The 25,141-nt window shown below is 45.5% G+C and carries 20 protein-coding genes; 4 read left to right on the top strand and 16 right to left on the bottom strand.

Features of this window, described 5'->3' with window-relative positions:
- Positions 1-431 precede the first annotated feature (431 nt).
- From CLV93_RS12445 to CLV93_RS12465, 5 genes are all read right to left on the bottom strand, one after another.
- A complete protein-coding gene (locus tag CLV93_RS12445) occupies positions 432-2,867 on the bottom strand; it encodes a TonB-dependent receptor (protein ID WP_211297829.1) in 2,436 nt (811 codons plus the stop codon).
- A 199-nt stretch (positions 2,868-3,066) separates the two neighbouring features.
- Positions 3,067-3,402: a hypothetical protein gene (locus CLV93_RS12450; RefSeq protein ID WP_106542534.1), complete on the bottom strand. Its 336-nt coding sequence runs from the start codon at positions 3,400-3,402 to the stop codon at positions 3,067-3,069.
- Positions 3,403-3,501: 99 nt separating this feature from the next.
- Positions 3,502-4,005, bottom strand: coding sequence for a hypothetical protein (locus CLV93_RS12455; RefSeq protein ID WP_106542535.1), 504 nt, complete (start codon positions 4,003-4,005; stop codon positions 3,502-3,504).
- A 105-nt stretch (positions 4,006-4,110) separates the two neighbouring features.
- Entirely contained in the window at positions 4,111-4,755 is a 645-nt protein-coding gene (locus CLV93_RS12460; protein WP_106542536.1) for a hypothetical protein, read from the bottom strand.
- Between the two features lie 50 nt (positions 4,756-4,805).
- A complete protein-coding gene (locus tag CLV93_RS12465) occupies positions 4,806-5,660 on the bottom strand; it encodes a damage-control phosphatase ARMT1 family protein (RefSeq protein ID WP_106542537.1) in 855 nt (284 codons plus the stop codon).
- A 185-nt stretch (positions 5,661-5,845) separates the two neighbouring features.
- Here CLV93_RS12465 and CLV93_RS12470 point away from each other — a divergent pair, with 185 nt between their 5' ends.
- Entirely contained in the window at positions 5,846-9,304 is a 3,459-nt protein-coding gene (locus CLV93_RS12470) for a two-component regulator propeller domain-containing protein (protein WP_106542538.1), read from the top strand.
- 596 nt (positions 9,305-9,900) lie between these two features.
- Here CLV93_RS12470 and CLV93_RS12475 read toward each other — a convergent pair.
- The gene (locus tag CLV93_RS12475; protein ID WP_106542539.1) at positions 9,901-10,761 is read right to left on the bottom strand and encodes a 3-keto-disaccharide hydrolase; all 861 of its coding nucleotides are present in this window, start codon (positions 10,759-10,761) and stop codon (positions 9,901-9,903) included.
- A gap of 597 nt (positions 10,762-11,358) precedes the next feature.
- Here CLV93_RS12475 and CLV93_RS12480 point away from each other — a divergent pair.
- Positions 11,359-12,126 (top strand): threonine/serine exporter family protein, encoded by a 768-nt coding sequence (locus CLV93_RS12480; RefSeq protein WP_106542540.1) that lies wholly within the window; start codon positions 11,359-11,361, stop codon positions 12,124-12,126.
- Between the two features lie 3 nt (positions 12,127-12,129).
- Positions 12,130-12,618 (top strand): threonine/serine exporter family protein, encoded by a 489-nt coding sequence (locus tag CLV93_RS12485; RefSeq protein ID WP_211297830.1) that lies wholly within the window; start codon positions 12,130-12,132, stop codon positions 12,616-12,618.
- Positions 12,619-12,645: 27 nt separating this feature from the next.
- Here CLV93_RS12485 and pip read toward each other — a convergent pair whose 3' ends face one another.
- From pip to CLV93_RS12515, 6 genes are all read right to left on the bottom strand, one after another.
- The gene (pip, locus tag CLV93_RS12490; RefSeq protein WP_106542541.1) at positions 12,646-13,581 is read right to left on the bottom strand and encodes a prolyl aminopeptidase; all 936 of its coding nucleotides are present in this window, start codon (positions 13,579-13,581) and stop codon (positions 12,646-12,648) included.
- Between the two features lie 109 nt (positions 13,582-13,690).
- Positions 13,691-14,140, bottom strand: a complete 450-nt coding sequence (locus CLV93_RS12495) for a hypothetical protein (RefSeq protein ID WP_106542542.1) — start codon at positions 14,138-14,140, stop codon at positions 13,691-13,693.
- A 106-nt stretch (positions 14,141-14,246) separates the two neighbouring features.
- Entirely contained in the window at positions 14,247-14,879 is a 633-nt protein-coding gene (locus CLV93_RS12500) for a DUF4386 domain-containing protein (protein WP_106542543.1), read from the bottom strand.
- 367 nt (positions 14,880-15,246) lie between these two features.
- Positions 15,247-17,241 carry a right-handed parallel beta-helix repeat-containing protein gene (locus tag CLV93_RS20560; RefSeq protein ID WP_106542544.1) on the bottom strand — a complete coding sequence of 665 codons (1,995 nt, stop codon included), beginning with the start codon at positions 17,239-17,241 and terminating at the stop codon, positions 15,247-15,249.
- A gap of 105 nt (positions 17,242-17,346) precedes the next feature.
- A complete protein-coding gene (locus CLV93_RS12510) occupies positions 17,347-18,168 on the bottom strand; it encodes a helix-turn-helix domain-containing protein (protein ID WP_106542545.1) in 822 nt (273 codons plus the stop codon).
- Between the two features lie 341 nt (positions 18,169-18,509).
- Positions 18,510-19,745, bottom strand: coding sequence for an ammonium transporter (locus tag CLV93_RS12515; protein ID WP_106542546.1), 1,236 nt, complete (start codon positions 19,743-19,745; stop codon positions 18,510-18,512).
- Positions 19,746-20,228: 483 nt separating this feature from the next.
- Between CLV93_RS12515 and CLV93_RS12520 the strand changes: the two genes are divergently transcribed.
- The gene (locus tag CLV93_RS12520; RefSeq protein WP_106542547.1) at positions 20,229-21,554 is read left to right on the top strand and encodes an ammonium transporter; all 1,326 of its coding nucleotides are present in this window, start codon (positions 20,229-20,231) and stop codon (positions 21,552-21,554) included.
- 54 nt (positions 21,555-21,608) lie between these two features.
- Here CLV93_RS12520 and CLV93_RS12525 read toward each other — a convergent pair whose 3' ends face one another.
- The 4 genes from CLV93_RS12525 to CLV93_RS12540 all read right to left on the bottom strand — a co-directional run bounded on the left by CLV93_RS12525 (position 21,609) and on the right by CLV93_RS12540 (position 25,081).
- Complete coding sequence (locus tag CLV93_RS12525) at positions 21,609-22,091, bottom strand: SRPBCC family protein (protein WP_106542548.1); 483 nt, start codon at positions 22,089-22,091, stop codon at positions 21,609-21,611.
- Positions 22,092-22,200: 109 nt separating this feature from the next.
- Positions 22,201-23,013: an MBL fold metallo-hydrolase gene (locus CLV93_RS12530; RefSeq protein WP_106542549.1), complete on the bottom strand. Its 813-nt coding sequence runs from the start codon at positions 23,011-23,013 to the stop codon at positions 22,201-22,203.
- Between the two features lie 147 nt (positions 23,014-23,160).
- Positions 23,161-23,808 (bottom strand): Crp/Fnr family transcriptional regulator, encoded by a 648-nt coding sequence (locus CLV93_RS12535; RefSeq protein WP_211297831.1) that lies wholly within the window; start codon positions 23,806-23,808, stop codon positions 23,161-23,163.
- Between the two features lie 25 nt (positions 23,809-23,833).
- The gene (locus CLV93_RS12540) at positions 23,834-25,081 is read right to left on the bottom strand and encodes an MFS transporter (protein WP_106542550.1); all 1,248 of its coding nucleotides are present in this window, start codon (positions 25,079-25,081) and stop codon (positions 23,834-23,836) included.
- Positions 25,082-25,141: the final 60 nt, after the last annotated feature.

Here is a 25,141-nt window from a genome sequence, read left to right on the forward strand (position 1 = left end):
ATCGATCGTTAAAGTTTTCTACAGCAAAATTAATACTTTCCATGTCCATATATCTATTTCTTTCGATATGTTGATTTTATTTTCGGAAGAGTTGACTCCTGTCGTTATTCGAGTAGTATCTATTGAGTTGATAGGTAGTAAAAAGAGACCTGTGTATGCTTCTGATTAAGACTCGAAATAAATAGGAAGAAAGGAATCGGAGAAAAAGAACCGATGTACCAAAAGCAAAGCAGCCATCCCGGGAGGGACAGCTGCCTGCTAACTACTAACTAAGCCGCATTGCATTTTACATCACAACATGATATATCTATTATACAACGTTCGGCGATTGAATAGAGGTTTGATGAAGAACAACGAAAAAGGTTTAAACGCTTTTTAGCATTTGTATAAGAAAAGCCCACTTTTTTCAGCAGGCTTTTCATTAAAGACGATTATCTAAGTTTTGAATCGATGGGAATCTGGAGTTTAAAACTGAAGTTTCGTCCCATGTTGTAAACGCCTTCACGTCCGGTAGCATAGTTTATCCCGGTATACTTCAACCTGCTTAAGTGACTTTGGTAAGCTACGTCCGCCAGGTTGTCGGCCTGCAGCCAAAGAGAGAACCGTTTTTTGTTGTTCCAGTAAATGTCTGTTCCGATGCCGGCGTGCAACAACGTATAAGCCGGAGTCCTGGTCTCGGTTCCAAATGCTGAGTAGAATTTATTTTGAGTGAAATCATGTTCAAGCCCAAACTCGATGTAACCGTTGCGCAGTGTTTTCCCTTTCGGGAAGATATCGGCCCGGAGCGTCGATTGAAAACGAGGCGCCGGAATCAAAGGCAGATTCTTCATCGAATCGGGTTGGTTGAGCTGCACACCGCGCACATACGAAAAGCTGTTTTCAAAATGCAGCCAGTCGAGCGGGTGCGGGTGAATATCAACATGCACTTCACCACCGTACAGATGCGCGTCACCCGAAACATACTTGAACGCCGGAACTCCATCCATGATGGAATCCTGCGATGCAAAGCCGTTCAACTTCCGTGAAAAGATGAAGTTGTGAATCCGGTTACTGAAAAGGTCGAGCTCAGCAGAAACGTGTTCGGTATTCAATCCGGTTGCGAGATCGAATTGCCAGCTGTTTTCCGGTTTCAGGTCGGGGTTCCCGATTTCATATTTCTGCGTTCCTTCATGAACGCCGTTTGATCCGAGCTCGGCAATATTCGGTGCGCGGAATCCGCGGGAGATATTCAACTTTCCGTAAAAGCTTTCCGAAAACTGATAAGTGGCTCCCAGACTTCCTGAAACGCCGCTAAAATCGGAATGGAACGAAGGAAAGCGTTCGGTGGCTCCCGGCGCAGTAGACGAAACCGCTTCCTCAGCATTGTTGAGGTAGAGCGATTCTCCATGCTCCGAACGACGGTCGAAACGCAGACCGCCGCTCAAATCGAGGTGGTCGATATTCTTTCTGGCCATCACAAAAACACCGGCGTCGAACAGGTGGTAATCAGGAACCAGGTATTCCGTTCCCTTATTCATCGAATGCTGAAACATACCGTTGACACCGAATGAAATATTCATCGAGTTGGATTCGGGTAGCAGGTAACGCACGTCGTAGTTCAGAGTATTTAGTTTGAGATACAAACCGTATTGTTCCGGATTGGCAATATCGCTGTACTCCTGGCGGTTGTTTTGCTGAAATCCGAAAATGGTTTTCAGGTTTCCTTTTCCGGTAACGAAATTGTTTTTCAAAATAGCTTTGTAGTGGTGGATTTGCTGGTACGGCATTCCTTGTTTGTAGGACATGAAATCGGAGTGTGTTGCCAGTGTTTCATCCGGCTGACCGTTCACCATCACTGGTTTTAAGAATTTCCCGGTCAGGCTGTCACGTTCGCCTTCTACAATGCCGGGAACCATATGATAGTAACTCAGAATCAGGTGTGAATACCCCCACGATTTATTGAGACCAATCACGCCATTCAGGGCATCTTCTTTGAACCGGGAATCGTACACATAACCGTCGTACTTGTTTTTGTAATCGTGGGCTCGTTTGTTACTGTAACGCAGATTCCAAAGAAGCCCGTTTTGGTTGGCACCAAGATGCAGCGAATACCCCAGCAAACCGTTGTTGGTTTGGTAGTTGGTCAGCACGCCGCCCTGCAGATGATCTTCCGGTATTTGAGGCTCTGATATAAGGTTGATAACGCCGGCCATGGCATCGGAACCATAGGCCAAGCTAGCCGGACCTTTCAGGATTTCGGCCCGTTTGACATCATACTGGTCGATTTCGATTCCGTGCTCGCCGCCCCACTGCTGGCCTTCCTGGCGAATACCGTCATTCACTACAACAACGCGGTTGAAACCCAGCCCGCGAATGACCGGCTTGGAAATTCCGGCACCGGTTGTCACCTGCGAAATGCCCGGTTCTTTTGCTAGTGCATCAATGATGTTAGACGATGCATTTTGCAACAATTTGGTCTTGGGAACAATCTCGATGGGAGTTGGCGTCCGGTTTTGAGTAGCGGCTTTGGAAAGTCCGGTTACCACCACCTCGTTGATTTCGGTTACCGAAGGATTCATGGCAAAATTCTTCTCATGAACCTCCGACAAATCGATGTTTTCGGCAATGAGCTTGTAGCCGATGAACCGCACCTGAACCATCACTTTGGACGCAGGAAGATTATCGACTTTGAAGTTACCGTTCATGTCGGTTACGGTTCCGGTCATCAAATCGGGGAAGTAGATGCTGACACCCGGCAACGATTCACCTGTTTTGGCATCAGTCACTTTTCCTGTAAATGAAGTTTTGGCCGCGTCAGCAGGCGCTGCTGTTACGATAAATGGTAACAATAAAACAATAATGGAAATGAGGAATATCTTTTTGATCATTTTCTTCAATTGATTAGATGTGTTCATTTTACCTGATGTTCTTTTCGGACATACGTTCCCATCGGAACATATTCCTTTCTGATCGAAGTCACTATGAATAACATACACGGTTATCCTATGCGAAATAATACGCAGGATTCAGGTGGCTTCGGATGAGCCGTTTAGGGTTTCCTTCCGGGAAATGAGCTAAAGGCTATATTTATGCAGTGTGTGGGAGTGAAAGTGTGGGCGGGGCGCGCAGGAAAAAGAAATGTGTAAATTCGGCAAAACGCTGTTCGGGTAAAAGGGTATTGACGATCGGTTTACCGTCTAGAACAACATGCGCTTGCTCATTATCCGTTCCAATGTAATGAACAAAATGGAACTGGTTGATCGGACAGGTGTCTTCATGACTGAGAACCGACGAATCACCGGAAGTGTGGATAGCTTTATGATGGTGAACATACCAGTGAATAGACGGTACCAACAGCGGTTGTGTAAACGCTGCCAGATGAAAAGCGACCAGTAAAAGCAGATTAAATCGGTTCCGTCTCATCGGAGTTATAAAAATTGTCCGGTTCTTTTAAGAAACTGTCGCAAAAATAACACGACGTCCGCTGGAAATGTTTTAACGAACGTTAAAATAAAAGTGAACCTAGGAGGACTTAAGCTTCTTTTTCCACGGTTTTAGCACCGAAATAACTGCCGCAAAGAGAATTGTGCAAAGTTGAATGATTCCAAAAATCATCAACATTTTTTGGTTGTGCAGAAAAGTGTGGTTATGAAAAGCCCCCAATCCCTGTGTCCGGGAGATTTCAGCCATTCCCGACAGCCATGGGCCGAGCGGATAGGTTCCGAAAGAAATACCTGCCAGTAAAATGATCCATTTCACGGTAATCCAGCGATGTTTGAACCAGCCCCATTTGGTGAAAATGGAATAGAGAAGAGCTGTCAGCAAGGTTCCGTTAGCACCGACCACAATCACATACCAGTCGATGAAGTCCATGGTGGAAAGAATGCCGTACAATTCGTCTCCGGTTTCCGGGTGAAGGAAAAACTGTTTCAGATTAATGCTGAACGCGCCGCCAATCCAAAGGGCGACGAAAAAGAGATGGAATATCTTCAGCCACTTTTGTCCATTTGCCGTCAGTTTTCTCATGGTTAGTTGGTTTGGTATCGAGGATTAAAAAAATGATTCTGGTTTTGTCTATGAGTGCCACGGGACTCTATAGACTTTCATTTTAAGTCACTGTTATGGTCGTTTTTAAGGATAAACGAAACCAAATTTGAATTCAATTAGCCTGTCATTCTCAAATTTATAGTCACTATAGTACTCAGGCATATTGTATCTCTGAAGAAATTTTGAATTTTTATAGTTATTGATTTGATAGCGTAAAATGGTTATTGCGTTGCTTTTTACAATACTATCAGGTTTACCTTTAATGGCTTTCAGTCTAGTCAATGGTATCCCTAACCTTATTCCACTTTCTGTCTTAAATTCTTTATCTGGTGTAACTCTGGTATTTTTGTTCATTTGAGTTACGTATTCTACTTTAAATTCTGAAAATCGTTTTGTTACATTGCCAGGGTGAAAATAAAAGGTTAGTTTTTGTTTCTCGTCACTGGAGAGTACATCTGAATGTGGGAAGCCATTATCTACAAGTCTTTTCATAACATTCTTACCAAGATATTCGTTGATATTCTTCGAGTTTTCCAGACATATCTTACCAATTGTGGTATCTGGTTTAAATATTAGTTTATGGTCTTCTAAGTGTTTAGTTGGTCGATTGGTATTGTCTATTGGGGAATCTGCTTGATTACTCTGTTTGTCTTTTTGTTTTTGTCCTGTTTTATTGAAACAGCTGGTGAAAATTAAAAGCACCCAAATTATTAAGACTGTTTTTTTCATAATCTACGTTTCGTTTTGCATGTAGCCTAATTGGCTATTCAAAGAGGTAATCAATTTTTCATCAGATGGTTGTGTGCGACGACAAAATCTCCTTTTTGTACGCCCAGCTTATCGCCAATCAACGGGCACTTTACCATGAGGAGATAGAAGATTGACTTTTCCCGGTTTCCCAGAAGCCCTTCGAGGTTGCCTTGTCCTTTGGAGATAATGACATCAGCTTGCCGGTAAACATCCAGAAACTCGTCGGAAACGAGGTGTAGCAGAGTAGAAGGTGCATCAGCTCCGTTGCTAATCACTCGTGCATATTGGTCGATGCCGACGCTCTGGGCATCTTCCATGGTCACGTCGTTGATAACCGGTCTTCCGCGCACAGCGTAAACTACTCCCGGGTGATTCAAGGTTTCGAGAAATAGCTTGTCCATGACGATTTCGCCGGCATTGTCGCCCAGGTAGAGAATCGTATCAGCCTGTTCCAGTTTTTCACGAAGAAGTTGTGAATGGTTGATGGCAAAGTCGCTGTTCAGGACTTTTTCGAAAGTCTCATCCACATCAAATTCAGGGTTGGCCGCATAATCGATAATGTTGCCGCCAATGGCCAGACGAAGGGCCGTTTCGAAAGGATTTTCACTCTGCTGTACTTTTTCCCTCCAGTGATGGTATTGAGTCAATAAACCGTTGTTCGACTGGATCTTTAATTCCCGGTAGGGATCGTCGTCTTGCAACATCTCACGGATTTTCTGATGATTCCGGCGACTGACATCAGCCGGCAGCATTTTCCCATTTTCAGCACCCAGAAAGCGAAGAAAATCTTTCATGTGCGCTTCTTTGGTTTCTTCCGGAAAGGGATGCGATTCGAGCAATTTATCGAACGATTTTACCAGACAAGTGTAACAACGGTGATCCATGATGCGTCTTTTAGTTAGGGAATTGTAAAAGTAAAAACGAATTGGTTTAAACCAAAGGAAATGATGGCGGGAGAGGTGGCGAAAACATTTTGACGTCGTTGATTTCAAAGGGTTTTATCCTTAACTTACTATATCGGGTGCGCAAGGGGGCGGATGGAGTATGTTGACCAACTAAACTAAAGGGGATGAAATTGAAAGCTGCCAGCTATATCTTTTTTTTCTGTTTTTTCCTGTCTGTTACTGCTCCGACCTACGGAAACAGCAACCATGTGCGGTTTAGGCGAATAACAATCAACGATGGGTTGTCGCTCAGTTCGGTTTATTGTATTCGGCAGGACAGCATGGGATTTATGTGGTTTGCCACAGAAGATGGCCTGAACAAGTACGACGGCAAAAATTTCACGATTTACCGGCCGGAACAACGAAATCCAAATAGTCTGACGTATAAATGGATTGAGCAGATTTTTGTTGCTCCCGACGGCATTTTATGGTTTGGCTCCCGAGGTGGACTTACCCGGTTCGATCCGCGCACCGAAACTTTTACCCGGTTCAAACATCAGCCCGGGAATGAGTTTTCCCTCACCAGTGATACTATTACCACGCTTTTTCACGATGGAGGAAAGTATCTGTATGTCGGCACGCTGGGTGGTCTGAATCGCATCCGGCAGGATAGTCTTTCGGTGGAACGAATCAGAATGCCGGTTGCCAACCGTCGGGTGCGGATCAATACCTTGTTGCCTGAGAACAATAACACGCTGTGGATAGGTACGGATGCAGGACTTTTTAAGTGCGATCCGGCAAAGGGAGTTGTTACACAGCCTCCGGGCCTGTTTCCCCAGGGAATCCCGGTTTCGGTGACCGCATTGGCTATAAAAGACAGTGACTTATGGATTGGAACCACCGATGGATTGGTGCACTATTCATCGGTAACCAAACGAACCCGCCACTACCGTATCCCCAACTCCAATGAGGAACACAGTGACGGACAGATAGTGGAAAACCTGCTGGTAGATGGTGACCGGGCGCTTTGGATTGTCAGTAGCTTCGGGCTTTCGAAACTCGATTTTGCCACGGATAGACTTCAATCGAAAATTCGTTCTTTCGCTTCGACCAATAGTTTGTCGATCAATACAAATAAAGCCATTCTGAAGGATCGGACGGGGCATATCTGGTACGGTTCGCACGGGGATGGTCTTTATCGAATCGATCCATTAACCGGAGAGCGAAATCATTATGTGAATAGTCCGGCCGATGTTGAAAGCTTGTCGGAGAACTTCATCAACTGCATTTACGAAGATGAGGCGGGCGTTATCTGGGTCGGAACTTTCGGTGCCGGAATCAGTATCTACGATCCCAATGCGCACCAGGTGGAATTGTGGCGGCACGATCCACTGGAAGAAAACAGCTTGCCCAGTAATTTCGTCTGGTCGATACTTGAAGCCCGCGACGGTACTTTATGGATAGGCACGAACGACCGGGGACTGGCACGGTACTGGCCGCAAACCGGAAATTTCACCTTCTACGAACATCAGCCGGGCATTGCTTCTTCGTTGTCCGAATCAGCTGTCAGGGCCGTTTTTCAGGACAGGAAAGGAAATATCTGGGTGGGTACGGACGGTGGCGGATTGAACAAATTCCGGCCGGCGACCGGCACATTTCAGCATTTCCGTTCGATTCCGGATGATAGCACCACGTTGACCGGAAATACGGCCAGGGTGATTTATGAGGACAAAGATGGCTACCTATGGATTGGTACGCGGGAAGGTCTCAACCGGATGGACCCGACAACCGGGAAATGCATTCGCTACCGACATGAATCCGGCGATCCGCGTAGCCTTTCGCATGACATCATCTTTGCGTCCATTCTGCAGGACGAAAAGGGGTATCTGTGGATTGGTACCTATGGCGGCGGACTGAATCGTCTCGATATTCAAAAAGGAGAGTTCACTCATTACCGTTCCAATCCAAACGACCCGGAAAGCCTGTCGGATGACAATGTTTTCTCCATTTTCGAGGAGAAAGAAGGCGTGATGTGGGTTGCCACCAACGATGGCTTTAATCGCTTCGATACGCATACGGGGAAATTTCAGCGGTTCACCACTCAAGACGGACTTCCCAGTAATGTGGTCTACGGTATCTTGCCGGATGAAGAGGGGAATCTCTGGCTGAGCACGAATGGTGGAATCTGTCGGTTCAACCTGAAAGATTATTCAACGAAGAACTACGACGTAAACGACGGTTTGCAAAGTAATGAGTTCAATGCAGGCGCTTATCACCGGGGACGCAATGGAAAACTTTATTTTGGCGGAGTTTACGGATTGAACATTATCGAACCGGATAAACTGAAACCGGTTGCCAACGATGCGGAGGTTGTTATTACCAGTATGGATGTGCTTGGCAGTGAAGTACAAGTAAAACCGGACCGGGACATAAAAGAGGAAGAAAAAGGCATTTACCAGGTGACTGAAGAGGAAGGGAAATTTACCCTGCCGGTGAGTATTTCCTATGCAAAAGCAATCAAGCTGAACTATCGGCATCGGTTTTTAGCACTGGAATTTGCCGCGCTGAAATGTCCCGTTGGCGCGACGAACCGCTTTGCCTATCGGATGGAAAACCTCGACATGGGTTGGACTCATGCCGGCACCCGAAACTACATATCGTTCGCCAATATGGATGCCGGAACCTATGTGCTGAATGTAAAGGCGCAGAACTCCGACGGCCAGTGGAGCCCGCACCAGGCGCGACTGAGCATCATTATTACGCCGCCGTTTTACCGTACCTGGTGGTTTATGATGTTTGAGTTTTTGTTTGCTTTGGGAATTAGTTTGTTGATTTATCACTACCTGGTAAAAGCGAAAACCAACCGGCTACTGAAACGGCAGAACCGGCAAATCGCCGAGGCTAACCGTCAGCTGACCGAATCGGAACACAACCTGTTGGAACTGAACGCTACCAAAGATAAATTCTTCTCCATCATTGCGCACGATTTAAAGAATCCCTTTACCAGTCTGCTTTCCATTACCGATCTATTGCTGGAGGATTTTGAGCACGCCGACGAGGAAGACAAGCATTTGGGCATGAAGAGAGTGAATGATGCCATCAAGGAAATCTATTCCCTGTTGGAAAATCTGCTGACCTGGTCGAGAGCGCAGACCGGCCGCATTAACTTTGAGCCTCGTCCGTTTAATCTCTCGAATGTGGTGTACGAGAACATCAATTTACACCGGGTCCCGGCTGAACGGAAAGGCATTCACCTGCAAACCGAACTGGAAGAAAACATCATGGCGTTTGGCGACCGTGACATGATCAATACCGTCGTTCGGAACTTGTTGAGCAATGCTGTCAAATTCACCAGCGAAGGGAAAAAGATTGCTGTGAAAGTGAAGAAAAACAGTCATGACGTGGAAGTCCGGGTGAAAGATGAGGGACTGGGAATCGCGAAGGAGAATCTGAATATGCTCTTCCGCATCGATATGAAATTCAAGTCGAAGGGGACGCATGGTGAACGAGGAACTGGTTTAGGACTGATTTTGTGCAAGGAGTTTATCGAGCGGCATGGCGGGAAGATTGGAGTGAAGAGCAAAGTCGATAAAGGAAGTACGTTCTATTTTACCATTCCGGTTACGCCGGAAATTATATCGTAAGACAGCAGATAGCAGATAGCAGATAGCAGATAGCAGACAGTAGACACTAGACGAGTGAGGTTTCAGGTTTAAAAAGTGCAAAGATTTAAGTGTTAAGTTTTAAGAAGGGTTACAGGTTACAAGTTGTGCTATGAGGTTGCTGTGTTTTCTGTTGTTCCAAATGTTTCTGTGGTTTCTATTGTCATCAGCCTGTAGGGCTGAAATAGCATAGCCCGGGGTAAGGAAACGTAGTTTTCGCCACCCCGGGTTTAGATTGTGTGAACGGTAAGAGGCGCACATTCCGGCCATCATTGAAATGGAAACGTTGTTGCGCCGCACGGGGAGGCCTATTTCAGGTTTCCGGTTGTGCTGTTTCCAGGTTGCAATGGTTTCTATGTAGGCTAAGGATGTCATCCCTATGGTGTTAACCAGCTTGCCAAACTTATATCATCCGCGCGGTCAGGACATGTCCTGACCCTAAATTCTTAGACTGTATCGGAGGGATGACATCCTTTTTCCACTCCCGAACCTTCTGATACGTAAAAAATCCGTTGCCAGCGATTTCAGACAAACAACGGATTTTGTTGTATCCGGTAAGCCGAAAGAACGATATCAGTTTACTTCTGGTTCAGTAATGCTTTGGGTAGATGCGTTATGGGCGTGATTTTCATATCGCGCACAAATACTTCGGCACCTTCCGATTGAATTTGAATTTTGCCTTTGGTCGCGGGTATTTCTTTCCCGTCAACCACCTGCCGGTTATGGAAAAGCACCATGTTTTTGTGTCCGTTCACCACATGAATACTCGTATCGCCAACGGTGTACAGGTCGATGGAAGTCCATTTTCCCGGAAGGCTTTCCCAGTCTTTGTCGCGCTGACAGCGCCAGAGGTCTCCGCCAAAAGTCACCAGCGGAGCTCCCACTTTGTAAGTGTAGAAACGGTTCTCGTTATTCGGCAAAGCCGGAATATCCGTATAAGCTGCGCCAACCGGATAAAAGTCGCCGCAATCCCGTTCCTGGATCTGGCATTCCAGTGAGCGCATCCAGGTGCTGGAGCCCACGCCAAACGGACCGCCGGAATGATAGAGCAAACCACAGTCGCGCGGCGCTTCTGTTCTGGGGGCCCATTTTTTCTCACCCCATTTAAACTGGAGGTGAAAATGGTAGTTCCCGTACTCTTTCTGCGAAGCAATGCAGCCAAAAACCTGTCCCGAAATGCGGATGGCCGGCTCACCATCTTTTTCCACTACCGTGAAAACGGCCAACGGATCGTTATTCACTCCGAAAACAATCGAATCCGGAAACGGGTCGCCGTAATTGAGCCCGAGCTTTTGCAACGTATCATAAGGAGCCGTCAGGTAGGTATCCCATCCCGAAAGGTCTTTTCCGTTAAACATACTGGTAAATTGCGGCTGTTTTTCCTGTTGGCAGGAAACAAGTAGAATCAGGAATCCGAAAAGGAAGCTTAGCTTTTTCATGAGTTTCGAGTTTAGTCAGATAAACAAAAATATAAAAATAACCGATGCGGCATGGCGAGGCCGATAAAGGAGGCCGTGGCAATCTGTTCCTGTTGTTGGGCTTCGCGGTTTCAGGTTACAGGTTGAAAGAGAGTTTTAAGTGTTAGGTGTTAAGTTTTAAGTAAGACTCCAGACAGGAGACATTAGACACGAGACTTTTGACTTTCGACTTGTTCCTATTGTTACGCTAGGCGGTTCCTGTTGTTACTATCGTTTCTGTGGTTACTATTGTTCTCCTTCGGTTCAATCTGTAGCGGCCAGGTAGGGCCACGATACATCGTGGCTGTGCAAAAAATAGGTTTCAGGTTACAGGCAATTTTACTTTTGCCTTTTGCCCTGTTCTTTGTTCCGCATCGCTTAGAGATCTCATTGTGTTCTTTTGTGTAACTCTTAGGGTTATGGTTAAAGAAAAAAAGGCTTCGCACAAATCTTACTTATCCAATTGTGTCCTTTTCCGGAGCAGGAGGAAAAATCAACATATCGTTAAAAATGGTGATTAACTCCCGAGTTCCGGTAGGAATGGGCTAATTTTGTAACCGGATATCGATTCCTGAAACTATGGAGAAAGTAAGTACGCGAACCAAAGAACTAGCTTCTACACTGTTGGAAATAGGTGCTTTATTGATGAGCTCCGGCGCCAGCACCGGGCGTATTCGGGTGACCATTTCCCGGATTGCCGAAGCATTGGGCTACAACTCCGAATTGCTGGTCACGCACCGCGCCCTGATGCTTACGCTGGTGGAAGAGGAATCGCAGTACTTTTTTAGTAGCCTGAAACGAACTTCACCACACGGTGTTAATTTCAAAGTGGTTTCCGGTATCAGCCGGATGAGCTGGCGGGTCGTGGAAGAAGGCTGGGATATTCCGAAAATCAACGAAGAGATAGAACGGCTGCGTAGTTTACCACATTATCCCCGGTTGGTCATTTTGTTGCTGGTCAGTCTGGCCGGTGCTTCGTTTTGCCGGTTATTCGGAGGTGAAGCGACCGAAATGGGCGTGGCGTTTGTGGCCACCTTTGCCGGGTTATTTGTCAGGCAGGAGAGTGCGAAACGTTCCTTCAACGGTTACATGTGTGTTTTCTTTGCCTCCCTCACTGCATCCTTGATTTCCGGTGCCTCCGTGAAGTGGGGACTGGGCGGTAACCCGGAATTGGCTTTTGCTACCTCGGTACTGTTTTTGATTCCCGGTGTACCGTTAATCAATTCATTCACCGATTTAATCGATGGCAACATCATGAACGGCTTGGTTCGTGGGGCGAACGGTATGATTATCTCTTTTGCCATTGCGTTGGGCATGTTGGGAGCCATGATAATTTATAATATTTAGGCGATGACGGAACTGTATCACTTTATGGAGATGGGCGTGTGGCTGGGATTTGCAGCCATCGGGTTTGCCGTGCTGTTCAACGTGCCGCAGCGTGCTTTGCCGGTTATCTGGCTGGTTGGAGCGCTGGGTGGAATCACCAAGCTGGTCATACTGCACTTCGGCGGCAACATCATTCTGGCTTCTCTGGCCGGAGCCACGCTGGTCGGTTTTCTGAGTATTCCCGCTGCCCATAGCAAACATGCACCGCCGTTGGTTTTTTCCATTCCTGCGGTCATTCCCATGGTTCCCGGTGCTTTTGCCTACCGGATGATGTTGGGCCTGATCAGGCTGGCCGGCGACACGCACGCCGACAGCTACAGCGACATTCTGAATTCAGCCGTCAGTAATGGATTGAAGACCTTGTTCATTTTGCTGTCGCTGGCGGCAGGTGTTGCCATTCCCATGCTGGTTACCCGGAAAGAGTCAGCCAAGAAGATGAAGATTATTAAATAGTCTTCATCTTAAGCCAGATTGAACCGTTTATTTGTTCTCGGTTGTTATTCTTTCCAGTTCACTAATCAACGCTTTTTTAGTCTCCTCATCGGTTGAAGAGTGGCCGGCAATCGTTATATGCAGCTCTGAATTCTTCAATTTGGAATGCAACCTGAATGCCTGTGCCGGAGGACAAATAAAATCATACCGTCCCTGCACGATGGAGGTCTTGATATGGGCGATTTTATCGATGTTGTTCATGATGAAATCTTCCGGCAAAAAGCAATCGTTTTTAATGTAATGGGCTTCCAATATCGCCATCGATTTGAACGAGAACGATTTCAATGATTCAGCCGGATCGGCAATTTTATTGATGGTATAAAACGACATTTCATAATAGGCCCATTCATACGCATATTTTTCACTGAGTTCTTCATCATCCGACAGCATCTGTGTCAAATAGTAACTGACCGGATTTTCTCCCTCGGGCACCAGTTTGGCAAACCGTTCCCACACATCGGGAAAGAAGTGCTTAATTCCACCGTTCATATAGTGATCAAGTCCGTATCGATTGGCCAGCCAGATTCCCCGCAGGATTAAGCCCTTAACGCGTGCAGGCGAATGGATGGCATACACCAGTGCGAGGGTGCTTCCCCATGAACCGCCAAAAACATAGACGCTTTCAAAACCTAAGTGGTCCAGTATTTTATTGATGTCGTCAATGAGGTCCTGCGTCGTGTTGTTCTCGATGGAGCCAAATGGTTTGCTTTGGGACGAGCCCCGTTGGTCGAAGAAAATCACATTGTACCTTTTTTCGTCGAAGAACTGTTTGTCTTTGTCTGAAAATCCTGCTCCGGGCCCGCCGTGCAGGAACAACACCGGAATTCCCTCCGGATTTCCATATAATTCGAAATAGAGCGAGTGCTGCTCCGAAACATCGATGTACCCTTTCTGGTAAGGTTGGTTGTTAATTTCTGCTGTCATAATGTATGATTATATCTTTCGAATTTGCTTAAATGATTTCGATTCGCCAAAAAGTATTGGGTGCCTGTCGTGGCTTATTGCCGCTAGAGACTAGGCAAACGGTCGCTGCTTAAACATCGTAATTCCATTTGTTTCTAATTTCGTCAAACTTACGATCAGCTTGACCATCTATATCGTCGCATGAAAAGTATGCTATATTTAGTGCTGCCCATAAACCCGGATATTTTTCAATGTCTTTCATTAATTGCACGGCTTCGTCTACCGATTGCTCTTTATGCTCGATCATCAAATTCGCTGTTCGTACTATTGAGTCTAAAATAGGATGGGTAAAATTTTCTAAAGTTTTTTGGAGAAGGTGTTTAAGTCTTAATTCACCAATTTTCTCTATATCTGAAAAAGGTGTACGCGCTAATTCCTCAATTACAATAAAAACGGAATTAAGAGAAATGCTTTTAGCTTCCTCAATCAAACGGTAACATTCTTCCATATCATCATACGGAAAATTACAGTTGATTTTGTCTGCAAATTCAGCCTCCGTTTCTTCTCTTGTTTTTTTCATTCTTAAATAATAATCTCTCTTGTTAATGTTTTGTTTTTCTATTCAACGCAATGGTAAAGCGAAGGCCATATTAATTATAAAGCACATTTCTTGCTATCAGCAAAATCTATATTTTTTGAGGTAGTCTATTTCTTTTCCACATTAGCCAAACACTCAGTGAAAGTTCGGCAATGAGCATAATAAACATAATGCTGATCGTGAATGTTTCAGGTAGATTGGTGCTATCAACAAAAAAAACGATATATGTGAGCGATGTAAACATCAACAATATGCCAAGACTTTTCGGCATATAACCTGACTTGAGAACCGAATAACCCAGGACAAGGATGTGTAAGGCGAAAAAAATGTATCCGAAAAGTTTTAAAGACGCATAGCCGTACACATCGATCATTTGAAATACCAAAGCGAACAACCCTATTATCAAAGTAGAAGCATATAGTACCCTGAGAGCCCCTGTATAGAATGCAAGCTTTTTATTCGCTGGTTTAAGCACCACATAAAGTGCAAGACCAATAATAGAATCCAGCACAAGTACAAGTAGATAGCCTGTAACAGCAAATCCAAATGACTTTCTGTTAGCCTCAATGTCCTTCGCTAAAGCTGATGTATCCCCAGGTACAACAAAATTTGCTAAGAGAAAATCATCAACTAATGTTACGATGGCAACCGAGGTTATAAACGAAATCCCTACAATAATTGCAGCCTTTCTTGGTGATAAATTAGAGACATAATTTTTCATAATAATTCCTTTTAGCAGAATTACAGCTTAATGGTTCTCATTTATCTCATTATCATCAATGAAGGTAGGTAATTTTTTTAGTAAAAACGATGCTTCTGCGCTTATCCAATGGGATGGTAGTGTGTCGTGCGGTGATGTATCCAAAGAAAAACCCTTGGCCAGAGTCCACAGAGTCCAACCAAGGGTTTTATAACTATTTTTCGTTTAGTATCTTATTGCCGGCGGGCCACTTCGCCGTGGAACACCAGGTCGAGGCCTTGCAGTTTGTCGGCCAGTTTCACTTTCACCGGTACCGGCACATTAATGGTTTTCAACATGGCGAGCGTGAAGACAAATCCCCAGGCGGCCGCCGGATGTTTTTGATTGTTTAATTTCTTTTTATATCACCTAGAGTGTTATTAGAAAATGTGTTACCATTCATGTTGGGGCTTGTGTTTGCCCCTAGATAGATTCCCCAGGATTCGGAATAGAAGAAGTCGCAGTTTGTTATGACAGGTACACCTGATGGTGTTAAACTACAATTGACCATTCCCGATAATGATGAATAGCCTCCGCCATATGAGAAGGTACAGTTGTTTAAAATGGAACCATTTGCCGTGCCATCATCAAAGAAAATGCCTTTCCATTGTCCGGGTGCCTCACTTCCTGCAGCAGCACTGGTAGTGAAGGTGATTTTTTCAGACGCAGTGCCATTGGCTACCAGGACACCAAATTGATTGGTTCCATATCCAATCCTAAACATTCCGGATTCCATCAATTTAATCATTGTTCCGGGCTCTATTGTGAGTTTTGCTGTGGTGGGGCTGATAATATTCACGACACCATTCACGACATAAGGACAAGTCTGTTTCCTCCAGGTTTCATCTGCCCGGGTATAGGTATCGGCGTTGACCTCAATGCCCAACGGGCTTTCAATGGTGTTATCGGTGCCGATGGTATGCGTGTTGTTGGCAAATATCTTTACCGCAAAAGAGTTATTATCATGTAGGTAATTTTGGGTAAAAGAATTGAAACTCCCCTTGATGCCGGCCCTGATGCCATAATTATCCGAATATCTGATTTCGCAATTTTCCATAGTCACGGAACAGTTATCCACCACTATCATCCCTTCGGATGAACTGTATCCTCCGCCATATTCAATGGTACAATATTTTAACGATGTATTGGGACTTGTACCGTCGTAAAAACCAATCCGATCCCAGCTGCCGGGTGTTTCATTTGCTACCGCTGCAGAGGTAAACAAAATAGGTTCAGATGTCGTTCCTTCAGCAGTTAATGTCCCTGTTTTTGAACTTCCGTATGCCACCAGGATACTCGCATTTTCTTTTAGTTTGAGAATAACCCCGGGTGAGATATTTAAGGCGGCCCCGGTTGTGCTGCCAACATAAACGTCTCCTTCAATGATATATGGAACCGATTGATTTAACCAGGCGGAGTTGTCCATCGTATAGTAACCCTCTTTTATTCCGATACTCAGATCCGAAGATATACTGTTCCCGGTTCCGATGGAATTTACCGCGTTCGGAAAAAGGTGGATGGCAAAGCCATCGCAATCATTGATTTCGTTATTGACAAAGGATTGAAAGAAACCGTCGCCATCAATGTTAAACCCTGATGAAGAGCTATGAGAAAATCTGCAATTTTCGATGACAAGTGAGGTGTTTTCAATGTTGATCATCGCACTGGAACTGCTATAGCCACCGCCATAACTGACCTCACAATACTTCATGCTCGATGAGGTCATTGTTCCGTCTTTGAAGTTGATCAGGTCCCAATCTCCCGGTGATGGTAAACTGGCATTGGATGTGAACGCAATCGGTTTATCTGACGTGCCGTTTGCTATGAGAGCCGAGTTTTCACTGCTTTGGCCAATGATCAGCGATGTACCCTTTTTAAATTTAACCGTTGCTCCCGGCATAATGGTGAGCGTTGCGTTATTCAGATAAACATTGCTGGTAACCAGATGGGTACCCTCTTCCCAGACCTCGTCGGTATTGATATCCCCGGCGTGTTCAAGGACAGCGAAGGCCTCTACTTTCAGAGAAGTTGAGTGGCTGGCCGTATTGCCATCCGGATCGGTTATCGTTAATACGACATTGTAACTGCCGGGAGAGGCATAAACGTGGACCGGACTTGTTTGGGTCGATGAACCACCATCTCCAAAATCCCAATAGTAGGATACGGAGACTGCTTGCTTGGTACACGACGGGTTAAATGCAGCGTTTGTTCCTGCATAGATAACATCCGGGGATACTGAAAAACAGGCTTCCAGTACATTGGAATCGTTGCTTGATTGCTCCTCACAACCAAATAACACTGTCAGAACCGACAGTATCAGGAAAGTTAGTTTGAAAGTACGCATAATCTATCTATTATGTTATGAATTATGGACGGAAGATAATTAGGCGTAGCTCTTTAAAATTGTAAAAAATCGGCAGTCTGGCCCATTGATTATGAGTCAGTAACCCTACTTTCCAGAGTAAAACCTCGAAGAAAAAAGGTGGTGAAGGAAAAAGCCTTTCGGGGGTTCGCCGGCAAATTTTGAAAACTCTTTAATAAAATGGGCCTGGTCATGGTATCCAGCCTGAAAAACGATATCCTGCCAGTTGACATCTCCTGGCATTTGTTTTAATTTAAACACATAGTCAAACCGCAAAATTCTTGCATAATATTTCGGAGAAAATCCGATTTGTTTCCGGAATTGGCGTTCAAGCGATGATAAACTTAGTCCCGATTCTTTTGATAATTGTGCGATATTGATAATACCTTTTGAAGCGATTAAGGCATTCTGCGCGTACTCAATCTTCCGACTGTTTCTGAAATCGATATTTCCAAGTTTTCTGACTAGAAACCGGTTAACCAGATCGATTTTCTCGTAGATAGACGAAGTGAGCATGATGCTGGCTCGCAGCTGAATGATTTCAGGTCCCAATAATTCGGTGCCGTCCACTGTCGAATTGGTAAATTCATATACCGCACTTCTCAAAAAATGATATAACCCCAACGGATAGAAATTCACTGCTATCGTGCCAATGTTGCCTAACGCCTCTATTATTATTGGCTGGTCTGTCAGCCCGGTAACAAAAGCCTGTGGCAATAACCGCTTACCATTTATCCGGTCGGTTTGTACACAGGGGTCTTTATAATGCAATAAAAGGCCTGCATAGCCATACGGTACAATCTTATTCCGGCCGGAATTCTCACTTTTGTCTACTTCCATTATTTGTATTGAATGGACATAGGTTTTCAGTTCGGCAGGGGGGCTAAATACTTTGAATAACATAGACATAAATTTGAATATGAATATTAAAAATAATAAGAAATATGATTTTAGCCAATCAGATGCCCCTCATAATGATGTAATTATGAAGCACTGCTTGGCGGGCGCGGCTGTTGTTTGGTTGTTAATTCCCGCTTCAGGGATAATAACTGGCCAATATTCTTAATGGGAAATTCCCGAAAACCGGTCCTCTCAATTTGGGATGATATCCGTGCATTTTTTGTCATCGCCCGAAATGACCACCTCCCTTACTACGAGCAAGGTCACTTTCTTTAAAATAAAAAAACCCTGACGGAAGCCTCAGAACAGCTCCCATCAAGGGTTTTCGAAATATTTTTTGTTCAATAATATTATTGCCGGCGGGCCACTTCGCCGTGAAAAACAAGGTCGAGGCCTTGCAGCTCATCGGCCAGTTTTACTTTCACCGGTACCAGTACATTAATGGTTTTCAGCATAGCCAGTGTAAAGACAAAACCCCAGGCAGATGCCAGGATAATAGCCGTTAGTTGTTTCAGAAAGAACACCGGGCTTCCGCCGTTCAGGATGCCCTGGGCTCCGTGCGGGTTGACCGCCAGGCTGCCGAAGAATCCGAGCAGAAGTGTTCCCAATACACCGCCAACACCATGAACGCCCCAAACATCCAGGGCATCGTCCCAGCCTTTGTATTCCACAAATTTCACCGCAAGGTAACACACAACTCCGGCCAGCAATCCGAAAAACAGCGCGGAATCGAGCGAGACGTAACCAGCAGCCGGCGTGATGGTAGCCAGTCCGGCTACCGCCCCGGTCATCAGGCCAATAAACGTCGGCTTCTTCTTTCCGGTAGTCCACTCAATAATCAGCCAGGTAACGGCAGAGGCTGAAGCAGCAATGTCGGTATTCAGGAATGCCTGCGCGGTAATGGCATCCACGTTCAGTTCGCTTCCGGCATTAAAGCCGTACCAACCAAACCAAAGCAACGCTGTCCCGATGGCCACCAGCGGAATATTATTCGGCCCGTCGCCCTGTTCTGCTCGTTTGCCCACGAACAGCACAGAAGCCAGTGCTGCGAAACCGGCGGTAGCGTGTACCGTAATTCCTCCGGCAAAGTCGAGCACGCCCCATTGAGCGAGGATACCGCCACCCCAAATCATGTGTACGAAAGGGTAGTAGACAAAAATCTGCCAGAAGATTAAAAAGATAATGTATGATTTAAAGGTCACCCGGTTGATGAATGCGCCGGTAATCAGAGCCGGCGTGATAATGGCAAACATCATTTGGTAGGCAATGAAAATGAATTCCGGGAAATTGCGGTCGGCCGAGTGCGGAGTATAAGCCGTAATGCCATGCAAAAATGCTTTGTCGAAATTACCGATGATTCCGGAGAAATCGGTTCCGTGTGCCAGGTCTCCGCTAAAGCACATGGTATAACCGATGGAAATCCACAGAAGCGAAGTGATACCCAGCGAGACAAAGCTCTGCATCATGATATTCAAAATGTTCTTTTTACAACTCAGGCCTCCATAAAAAAAGGCAAGGCCCGGAGTCATGAGCATTACCAGACTGGTGGCAATGATCATAAATGCCGTTAAACCCTTATCAAACATTGTTCAAAATCTATAAAGTGTTACCTAAATCAGTGTGTCGATTACAAAAATATAAGTAAAATGGATTTTAGCCATATAAAATAAGGGGTGTTAATGAAAAAATAACTTTCAATTTGAAAGTGGTAGTCATTTTGGAGGGGGTGAGTGTGATAATAGTTTGGTTGTTTCGTTTTCTGTAATTGTTCTGTAATCAGGAACTAAAGGTGTTGATGTGAAAAGTTAAATTTGTTGTTGGGTTACATCGTTTCATAGGTGTTATTTGTAAAAAATATATATAAAGTGAATTTGGTGTTTCTTTTTTAGGGGGTGGGTGTGTTTAAATGTAAAAATAAAGTTTGCTGTGAATGTGATCAGAATGTAAAAAATATTGCTTTTGTAGTTTCAAATTGATATAAAATTGGGTTGTTTATATAATGAAATGTATTTTTGTGGCTGAAAATCGATTAATTGTAAGATTTAAGCTCTAAAAAAGAAAAAATTGTCATGAGACACAAGAACAAATGGCTTCGTACCTTTATCGTTTTAATCATTATCTCCATCCTGGGTATATTCTTCCCAACCACCAGTTTCGGCGATGGGGGAGATGCCATCGTGACCGGTGATGTAGCGTGGATGTTAACTTCAACGGCCCTGGTACTACTCATGACTCCTGGATTGGCGTTCTTTTATGGTGGAATGGTCGATCCGCGCAACATCATTTCAACCATTCTCCAGAGTTTTATGGCCATGGGCCTGATGAGTATCATCTGGATTGTGGTTGGTTTTAGTCTGGCTTTTGGTGACAGTATTGGCGGACAGGGAACCGGCTTGATTGGCAATCCGACGACCTATTTCATGTTCAATCATGTGGGAGCAGCGCCCAATCCTAATCTGGGTCCGACTATTCCGTTCGCCCTGTTTGCCATCTTTCAATTGAAATTTGCCATCATCACGCCGGCGTTGATTACCGGTTCGTTTGCTGGGCGGGTTCGGTTCCGGGCATATATGCTTTTCATTAGCTTGTTCACGATATTTATATATGCGCCACTGGCTCACTGGACATGGGACCCGAATGGTCTACTGCACAACTGGGGCGTTCTCGATTTCGCCGGTGGTACGGTCGTTCATATGTCGGCGGGGTTTGCCGCACTGGCTGGAGCGATGTTTCTAGGAAAACGTCACGACATTGAGGGCCCTGAACGTCGGGCAAATATCCCTTTTGTGATGCTCGGTGCGGGAATGCTTTGGTTTGGCTGGTTCGGATTCAACTCCGGTTCTGCTTTGGCCGCTTCATCCACAGCGGTGCTGGCGTTAGTGAATACCAATACGGCGTCGGCAGCAGCCATGCTGGCGTGGATTATGCTTGACGGAGCTCGCGGACACAAGCCCTCCGGTTTGGGAGCGGCGATTGGCCTCGTGGTTGGTTTGGTGGCTATTACGCCGGCTGCCGGTTATGTCGGTATCGGTGCCTCCATTTTTATTGGTGTCGCCGCGGCGGTGGTCAGTAACTATGCTATTACCCTGCGCAGCCGTACGGCCCTCGACGATACGCTGGATGTATTTCCGGCTCACGGAATGGGCGGTATTGTTGGGATGATTTTAACCGGAGTTTTTGCCCGAGGTGTCGGTTTGATTAACGGTGAAACAAAAACATTCCTGTATCACTTGCTGGCCTTGGTCGTGGTGAGTGTTTTCACTTTTGGAGGCTCTTACCTTCTGTACTGGATTACCGACAAAATTGTGCCGCTTCGGGTATCGAAAGAGGCGGAGAAAGTCGGACTGGATATTAGTCAACATAATGAATCGTACGGATTCTTATATATGGATTAACGAGTTACCCCAACCCTTTACACGTATGGGTCATCCCGAGAGGGATGGCCTTTTTTATGATTTGAAGATTTCTTCGATTTTCATTTTCCGGTATACAAATATCTCCCGCAGCTTTTGCTTGATAAAGATGTCGTGCACCAATTTACCCAGCACGCCAAAAGGCAGCCGGTAAGTTACGCGGTCGGTCATTTCAACCCGCCCGTTCAGGTCTTTAAAATGATGTTCGTGATGCCACATGCGGTAAGGGCCCTTTCGCTGCTCATCGACAAAAAACTTTTTTCCAGAAACATGCGTAATTTCGGTGACCCAGTTGGTTTTGATTTTACCAACCGGATGAAGCTTGTATGAGATGATTTGTCCATGGTAGGCTGTAGCCGATGGAGCCGGCGATGTGATGACAAATCCCATTTCCGGTGGCGTAATCAGCCGAAGGTTAGCAGGTGACGAGAAGAATTCCCAGGCCTCATCAATACCAACTTCAATAATCTGGCGTGCTATCAACGTATATATTCCGGAGTGCGAGTGGAATGTTATCATGTTTTGCAGTACTAAGTGCTTTATTCGTTTTTCTTACAGTTTCTTAAACGGATAGAACTTAAAAGTGTTTAATAAATAGTTAAAAAAATTAAACAGAAATAATTTCCCTTTACTTCTGACCAACGATTTTTAAGTATCTGGCAATGGATGAGTCGAATATATTCCGACCGTTTTTCATGATATTTCGTCTATACCAGGCGCCGAAAATCCGTTCGAACGGGATGCCTTCCATCCGGTCCCTGATGATTTCAATATCCTTAGCCGATAGTGGAATGTGGTTTGGAAAGCTGTACATGAAGGAGACCGTTTTCATATCCGGCTCCACATTGATAATATCACCGGTAAAGAGCGAGTAAACGTCCTTTTCCGGATCGTATTGATGCAGGACAGTAGCTCCCGGAAAGTGGCCTCCGGGATTGATCAATTTCACGTTATTCCACAATTCCAGCGAATCACCTTCCCAAAAAACGATGTTCTCCGATTTTCGCATCACGAAGTCTGCATCCTTCTTGTGCAGGTAAATGGGAGCATTGTTGAATGCGCCGCTCCATTCCGCCATGGTTGAATAGTAGTGCGGATGGCTGATGGCGATCGCGTCGACGCCGCCCAAATGATTGAGCAGTTCGACGGTGGTTTCATCGATGAGTGAAATGCAGTCCCAGAGAATGTTGCCTTGCTCAGTTTGAATGAAAATGGCCCGTTGTCCAATCCCAAAACCGGGTGTTGTTTGCAGGGTGTAGATTCCTTTTTCAACTTTCTGTAGTTGGTTGGCGTGGTATTTTTGCACGTTTTCGAGTGTGGTCCACTTCTGTCCGTCCCACGGAACAAACTGACGGTCGTCAGAACAGATAGGACAAATTTCGGGAGGTTGTTTTGTAGCTTCAAATTGAACGCCACAGGCCTGGCACATATAATTTGTCATTCGATCAGGTTTTTATTTAAACTAAATCAAAATTACAGAACTTGACGGGAATGACAGTAAGATTGAACGGATATAATATCTCCAAACGGGAAAAGGTTGAGAAAGTGGGAAAGATTAACTTCGGGAAAACCGCATGAAAACCGGGTTTTATTTCACCATTCCGGCGTAGTCGATTTTATTCCGCGAAAGCGTGATTGTACCATCTTTTTCCAGCTTCTTCAGGAGACGGGAAACGACTTCACGGGAAGTATTCAGCGAAAAGGCGATATCCTGGTGCGTTCCGGTGTATAAGGTGCTTCCGGTCGACCGGAAACGATCGGCAAAGAATTTCTCCAGACGTTCGTCCATTTTCATGAAAGCAATGCTGTCGATGGTTTCCAACAGTTCGTCAAAACGTTTGCGGTAAGCGTACATCACGTACTCTTTCCAGCTTTGGTAGGTGTTCATCCACTGGTCGAGCAGGGGAGTTGGAATACGAATTAAAAGGGTGGGGGCTTCGGCAACAGCGCGGATATTACTTTGTGTATGTCCCATGCAGCATGTAAGCGACATGGCACACGCTTCGCCCGGATGCAGGTAATAAAGCAGCAGTTCACGCCCCTGATCGTCGAGACGGGAAATGCGGACCAGTCCTTCCAGAACCAACGGAACTGACTTAATATACTGGCCTTCGCGAATAATTTCTTCACCATCTTCCAGCTCTTGCAAAATGCCTTTTTCGGCAATGGCATAGCGTAATGAAAGCTCAAAAAACGGAAACCGCTTTTCCAGTAAATTCAAATCGATATTCATCATTCAAGGTGTCAGTTACGCCACAAATTTAAGCTTTCGTACGGGATTTCCGAATGATAAATATTGGGGTGAGTACTATCAGCAGCAGCGAAACAGCCATCAGGCCGTTGGCCAGGCCGAAGCGGTCGGCCAGAAATCCGAGCAAAGCAGTGAAGATAGCGCCAAACAAGGTTTCCAGTTGAGAAGCAGCAGAGAGGGCTGTTGCCAGGATATCTTTCTCTAATAGGTCAGCGGTACAACCCATCCCAATAGGCTTACGCAGATTTTCGACCAGGTAAACAGCAACGAAAAACAGAACAGCGATTGCCGGAATATGAAAACGGTAAAACAGTCCGGAAAGCAACCCCGCACCAGCACCAATGAAGATGGAAAGAGTCAGAGCCATTTGCAGCGAACGGAAGCGAAGCGAGAATTTGCCGGAGTTACGGGCTGCCAGGCTTGATAATCGATAGATAATGTAGTAGATGATGCCCACCAAAACCGCGCTTCTGGTCTCGTTCGGTTGTAAGGTGAGAATGGGGAGCGCCAATGCCAGGCTTTTGATCACCGGCTGCAGGAAATCCTTTAAAGCCTTGTAATAGCCTGAATAGATGGAACTGTTGGCAATCGTTTTCAGCATCAACGGATTTTCGAAAGAGTACCGAAAATCAGAAAGTACCTCTTTAAAGTTCTTCCCGATATCCGAAAAACGAATATTCATGGTTTTTCCATCGAGTGCCTTCGGATAGCTGGCAATGAGGATGAGGTCGAGCAGGTAAGGAATGACGGAAAAGAGGAAAATCATCCGGTAGTTTTGAGTAAGAATAACCAGTCCTGCAGCCAGAAGCGCTGAAAGAGCTGAACCACGCTGCGACCAGCTCCGTGTGTAGCCGTAATAAGTCACTTTTTCCGATTCCCAGCCTTTCATCTTCAGGTATTCAAAAATCATGGCCTTGTGTGTGCCGGTCCGGAAGGCTTCTCCTAAAGCGAAAATGGCCATGGCGACAACAAAGCCCGGCATCTTCCCGGAAAGGTAAAATGCCAGAAAGGATAGCATGTAGAAAACGAAAGAGGTAATCATCGTTCGGCGACGGCCCAACGCATCGGAAACGATACCGGCGGGTATCTCCAGCACGTTCTGTAAAATCATCCGAAGACTGTACAGCAAACCAACCTGCAGGTAGGAGAGGCCGGCACCCAGCAGGAAGAGCACCATAAAAGGTTCGAAGAAGCGGAGGTTCTTCAGGAATCCGTAGGCGCAAAACTTTTTAAACTGCCCATCTTTTTCGAAGGCCATGTTGGTAGTGTGTTTTGCGAAATTTCGGAAAAATCGGGCGAAAAACTACTACCTGTTTGG

This window comes from Prolixibacter denitrificans, assembly GCF_003014495.1.
Lineage (GTDB): Bacteria > Bacteroidota > Bacteroidia > Bacteroidales > Prolixibacteraceae > Prolixibacter > Prolixibacter denitrificans.

Bases quoted from the DNA above. Each gene is read 5' to 3' on its own strand.
- CLV93_RS12445 (WP_211297829.1), bottom strand. From the start codon at position 2,867: ATGATCAAAAAGATATTCCTCATTTCCATTATTGTTTTATTGTTACCA.
- CLV93_RS12450 (WP_106542534.1), bottom strand. From the start codon at position 3,402: ATGAGACGGAACCGATTTAATCTGCTTTTACTGGTCGCTTTTCATCTG.
- CLV93_RS12455 (WP_106542535.1), bottom strand. From the start codon at position 4,005: ATGAGAAAACTGACGGCAAATGGACAAAAGTGGCTGAAGATATTCCAT.
- CLV93_RS12460 (WP_106542536.1), bottom strand. From the start codon at position 4,755: ATGAAAAAAACAGTCTTAATAATTTGGGTGCTTTTAATTTTCACCAGC.
- CLV93_RS12465 (WP_106542537.1), bottom strand. From the start codon at position 5,660: ATGGATCACCGTTGTTACACTTGTCTGGTAAAATCGTTCGATAAATTG.
- CLV93_RS12470 (WP_106542538.1), top strand. From the start codon at position 5,846: ATGAAATTGAAAGCTGCCAGCTATATCTTTTTTTTCTGTTTTTTCCTG.
- CLV93_RS12475 (WP_106542539.1), bottom strand. From the start codon at position 10,761: ATGAAAAAGCTAAGCTTCCTTTTCGGATTCCTGATTCTACTTGTTTCC.
- CLV93_RS12480 (WP_106542540.1), top strand. From the start codon at position 11,359: ATGGAGAAAGTAAGTACGCGAACCAAAGAACTAGCTTCTACACTGTTG.
- CLV93_RS12485 (WP_211297830.1), top strand. From the start codon at position 12,130: ATGACGGAACTGTATCACTTTATGGAGATGGGCGTGTGGCTGGGATTT.
- pip (WP_106542541.1), bottom strand. From the start codon at position 13,581: ATGACAGCAGAAATTAACAACCAACCTTACCAGAAAGGGTACATCGAT.
- CLV93_RS12495 (WP_106542542.1), bottom strand. From the start codon at position 14,140: ATGAAAAAAACAAGAGAAGAAACGGAGGCTGAATTTGCAGACAAAATC.
- CLV93_RS12500 (WP_106542543.1), bottom strand. From the start codon at position 14,879: ATGAAAAATTATGTCTCTAATTTATCACCAAGAAAGGCTGCAATTATT.
- CLV93_RS20560 (WP_106542544.1), bottom strand. From the start codon at position 17,241: ATGCGTACTTTCAAACTAACTTTCCTGATACTGTCGGTTCTGACAGTG.
- CLV93_RS12510 (WP_106542545.1), bottom strand. From the start codon at position 18,168: ATGTCTATGTTATTCAAAGTATTTAGCCCCCCTGCCGAACTGAAAACC.
- CLV93_RS12515 (WP_106542546.1), bottom strand. From the start codon at position 19,745: ATGTTTGATAAGGGTTTAACGGCATTTATGATCATTGCCACCAGTCTG.
- CLV93_RS12520 (WP_106542547.1), top strand. From the start codon at position 20,229: ATGAGACACAAGAACAAATGGCTTCGTACCTTTATCGTTTTAATCATT.
- CLV93_RS12525 (WP_106542548.1), bottom strand. From the start codon at position 22,091: ATGATAACATTCCACTCGCACTCCGGAATATATACGTTGATAGCACGC.
- CLV93_RS12530 (WP_106542549.1), bottom strand. From the start codon at position 23,013: ATGACAAATTATATGTGCCAGGCCTGTGGCGTTCAATTTGAAGCTACA.
- CLV93_RS12535 (WP_211297831.1), bottom strand. From the start codon at position 23,808: ATGATGAATATCGATTTGAATTTACTGGAAAAGCGGTTTCCGTTTTTT.
- CLV93_RS12540 (WP_106542550.1), bottom strand. From the start codon at position 25,081: ATGGCCTTCGAAAAAGATGGGCAGTTTAAAAAGTTTTGCGCCTACGGA.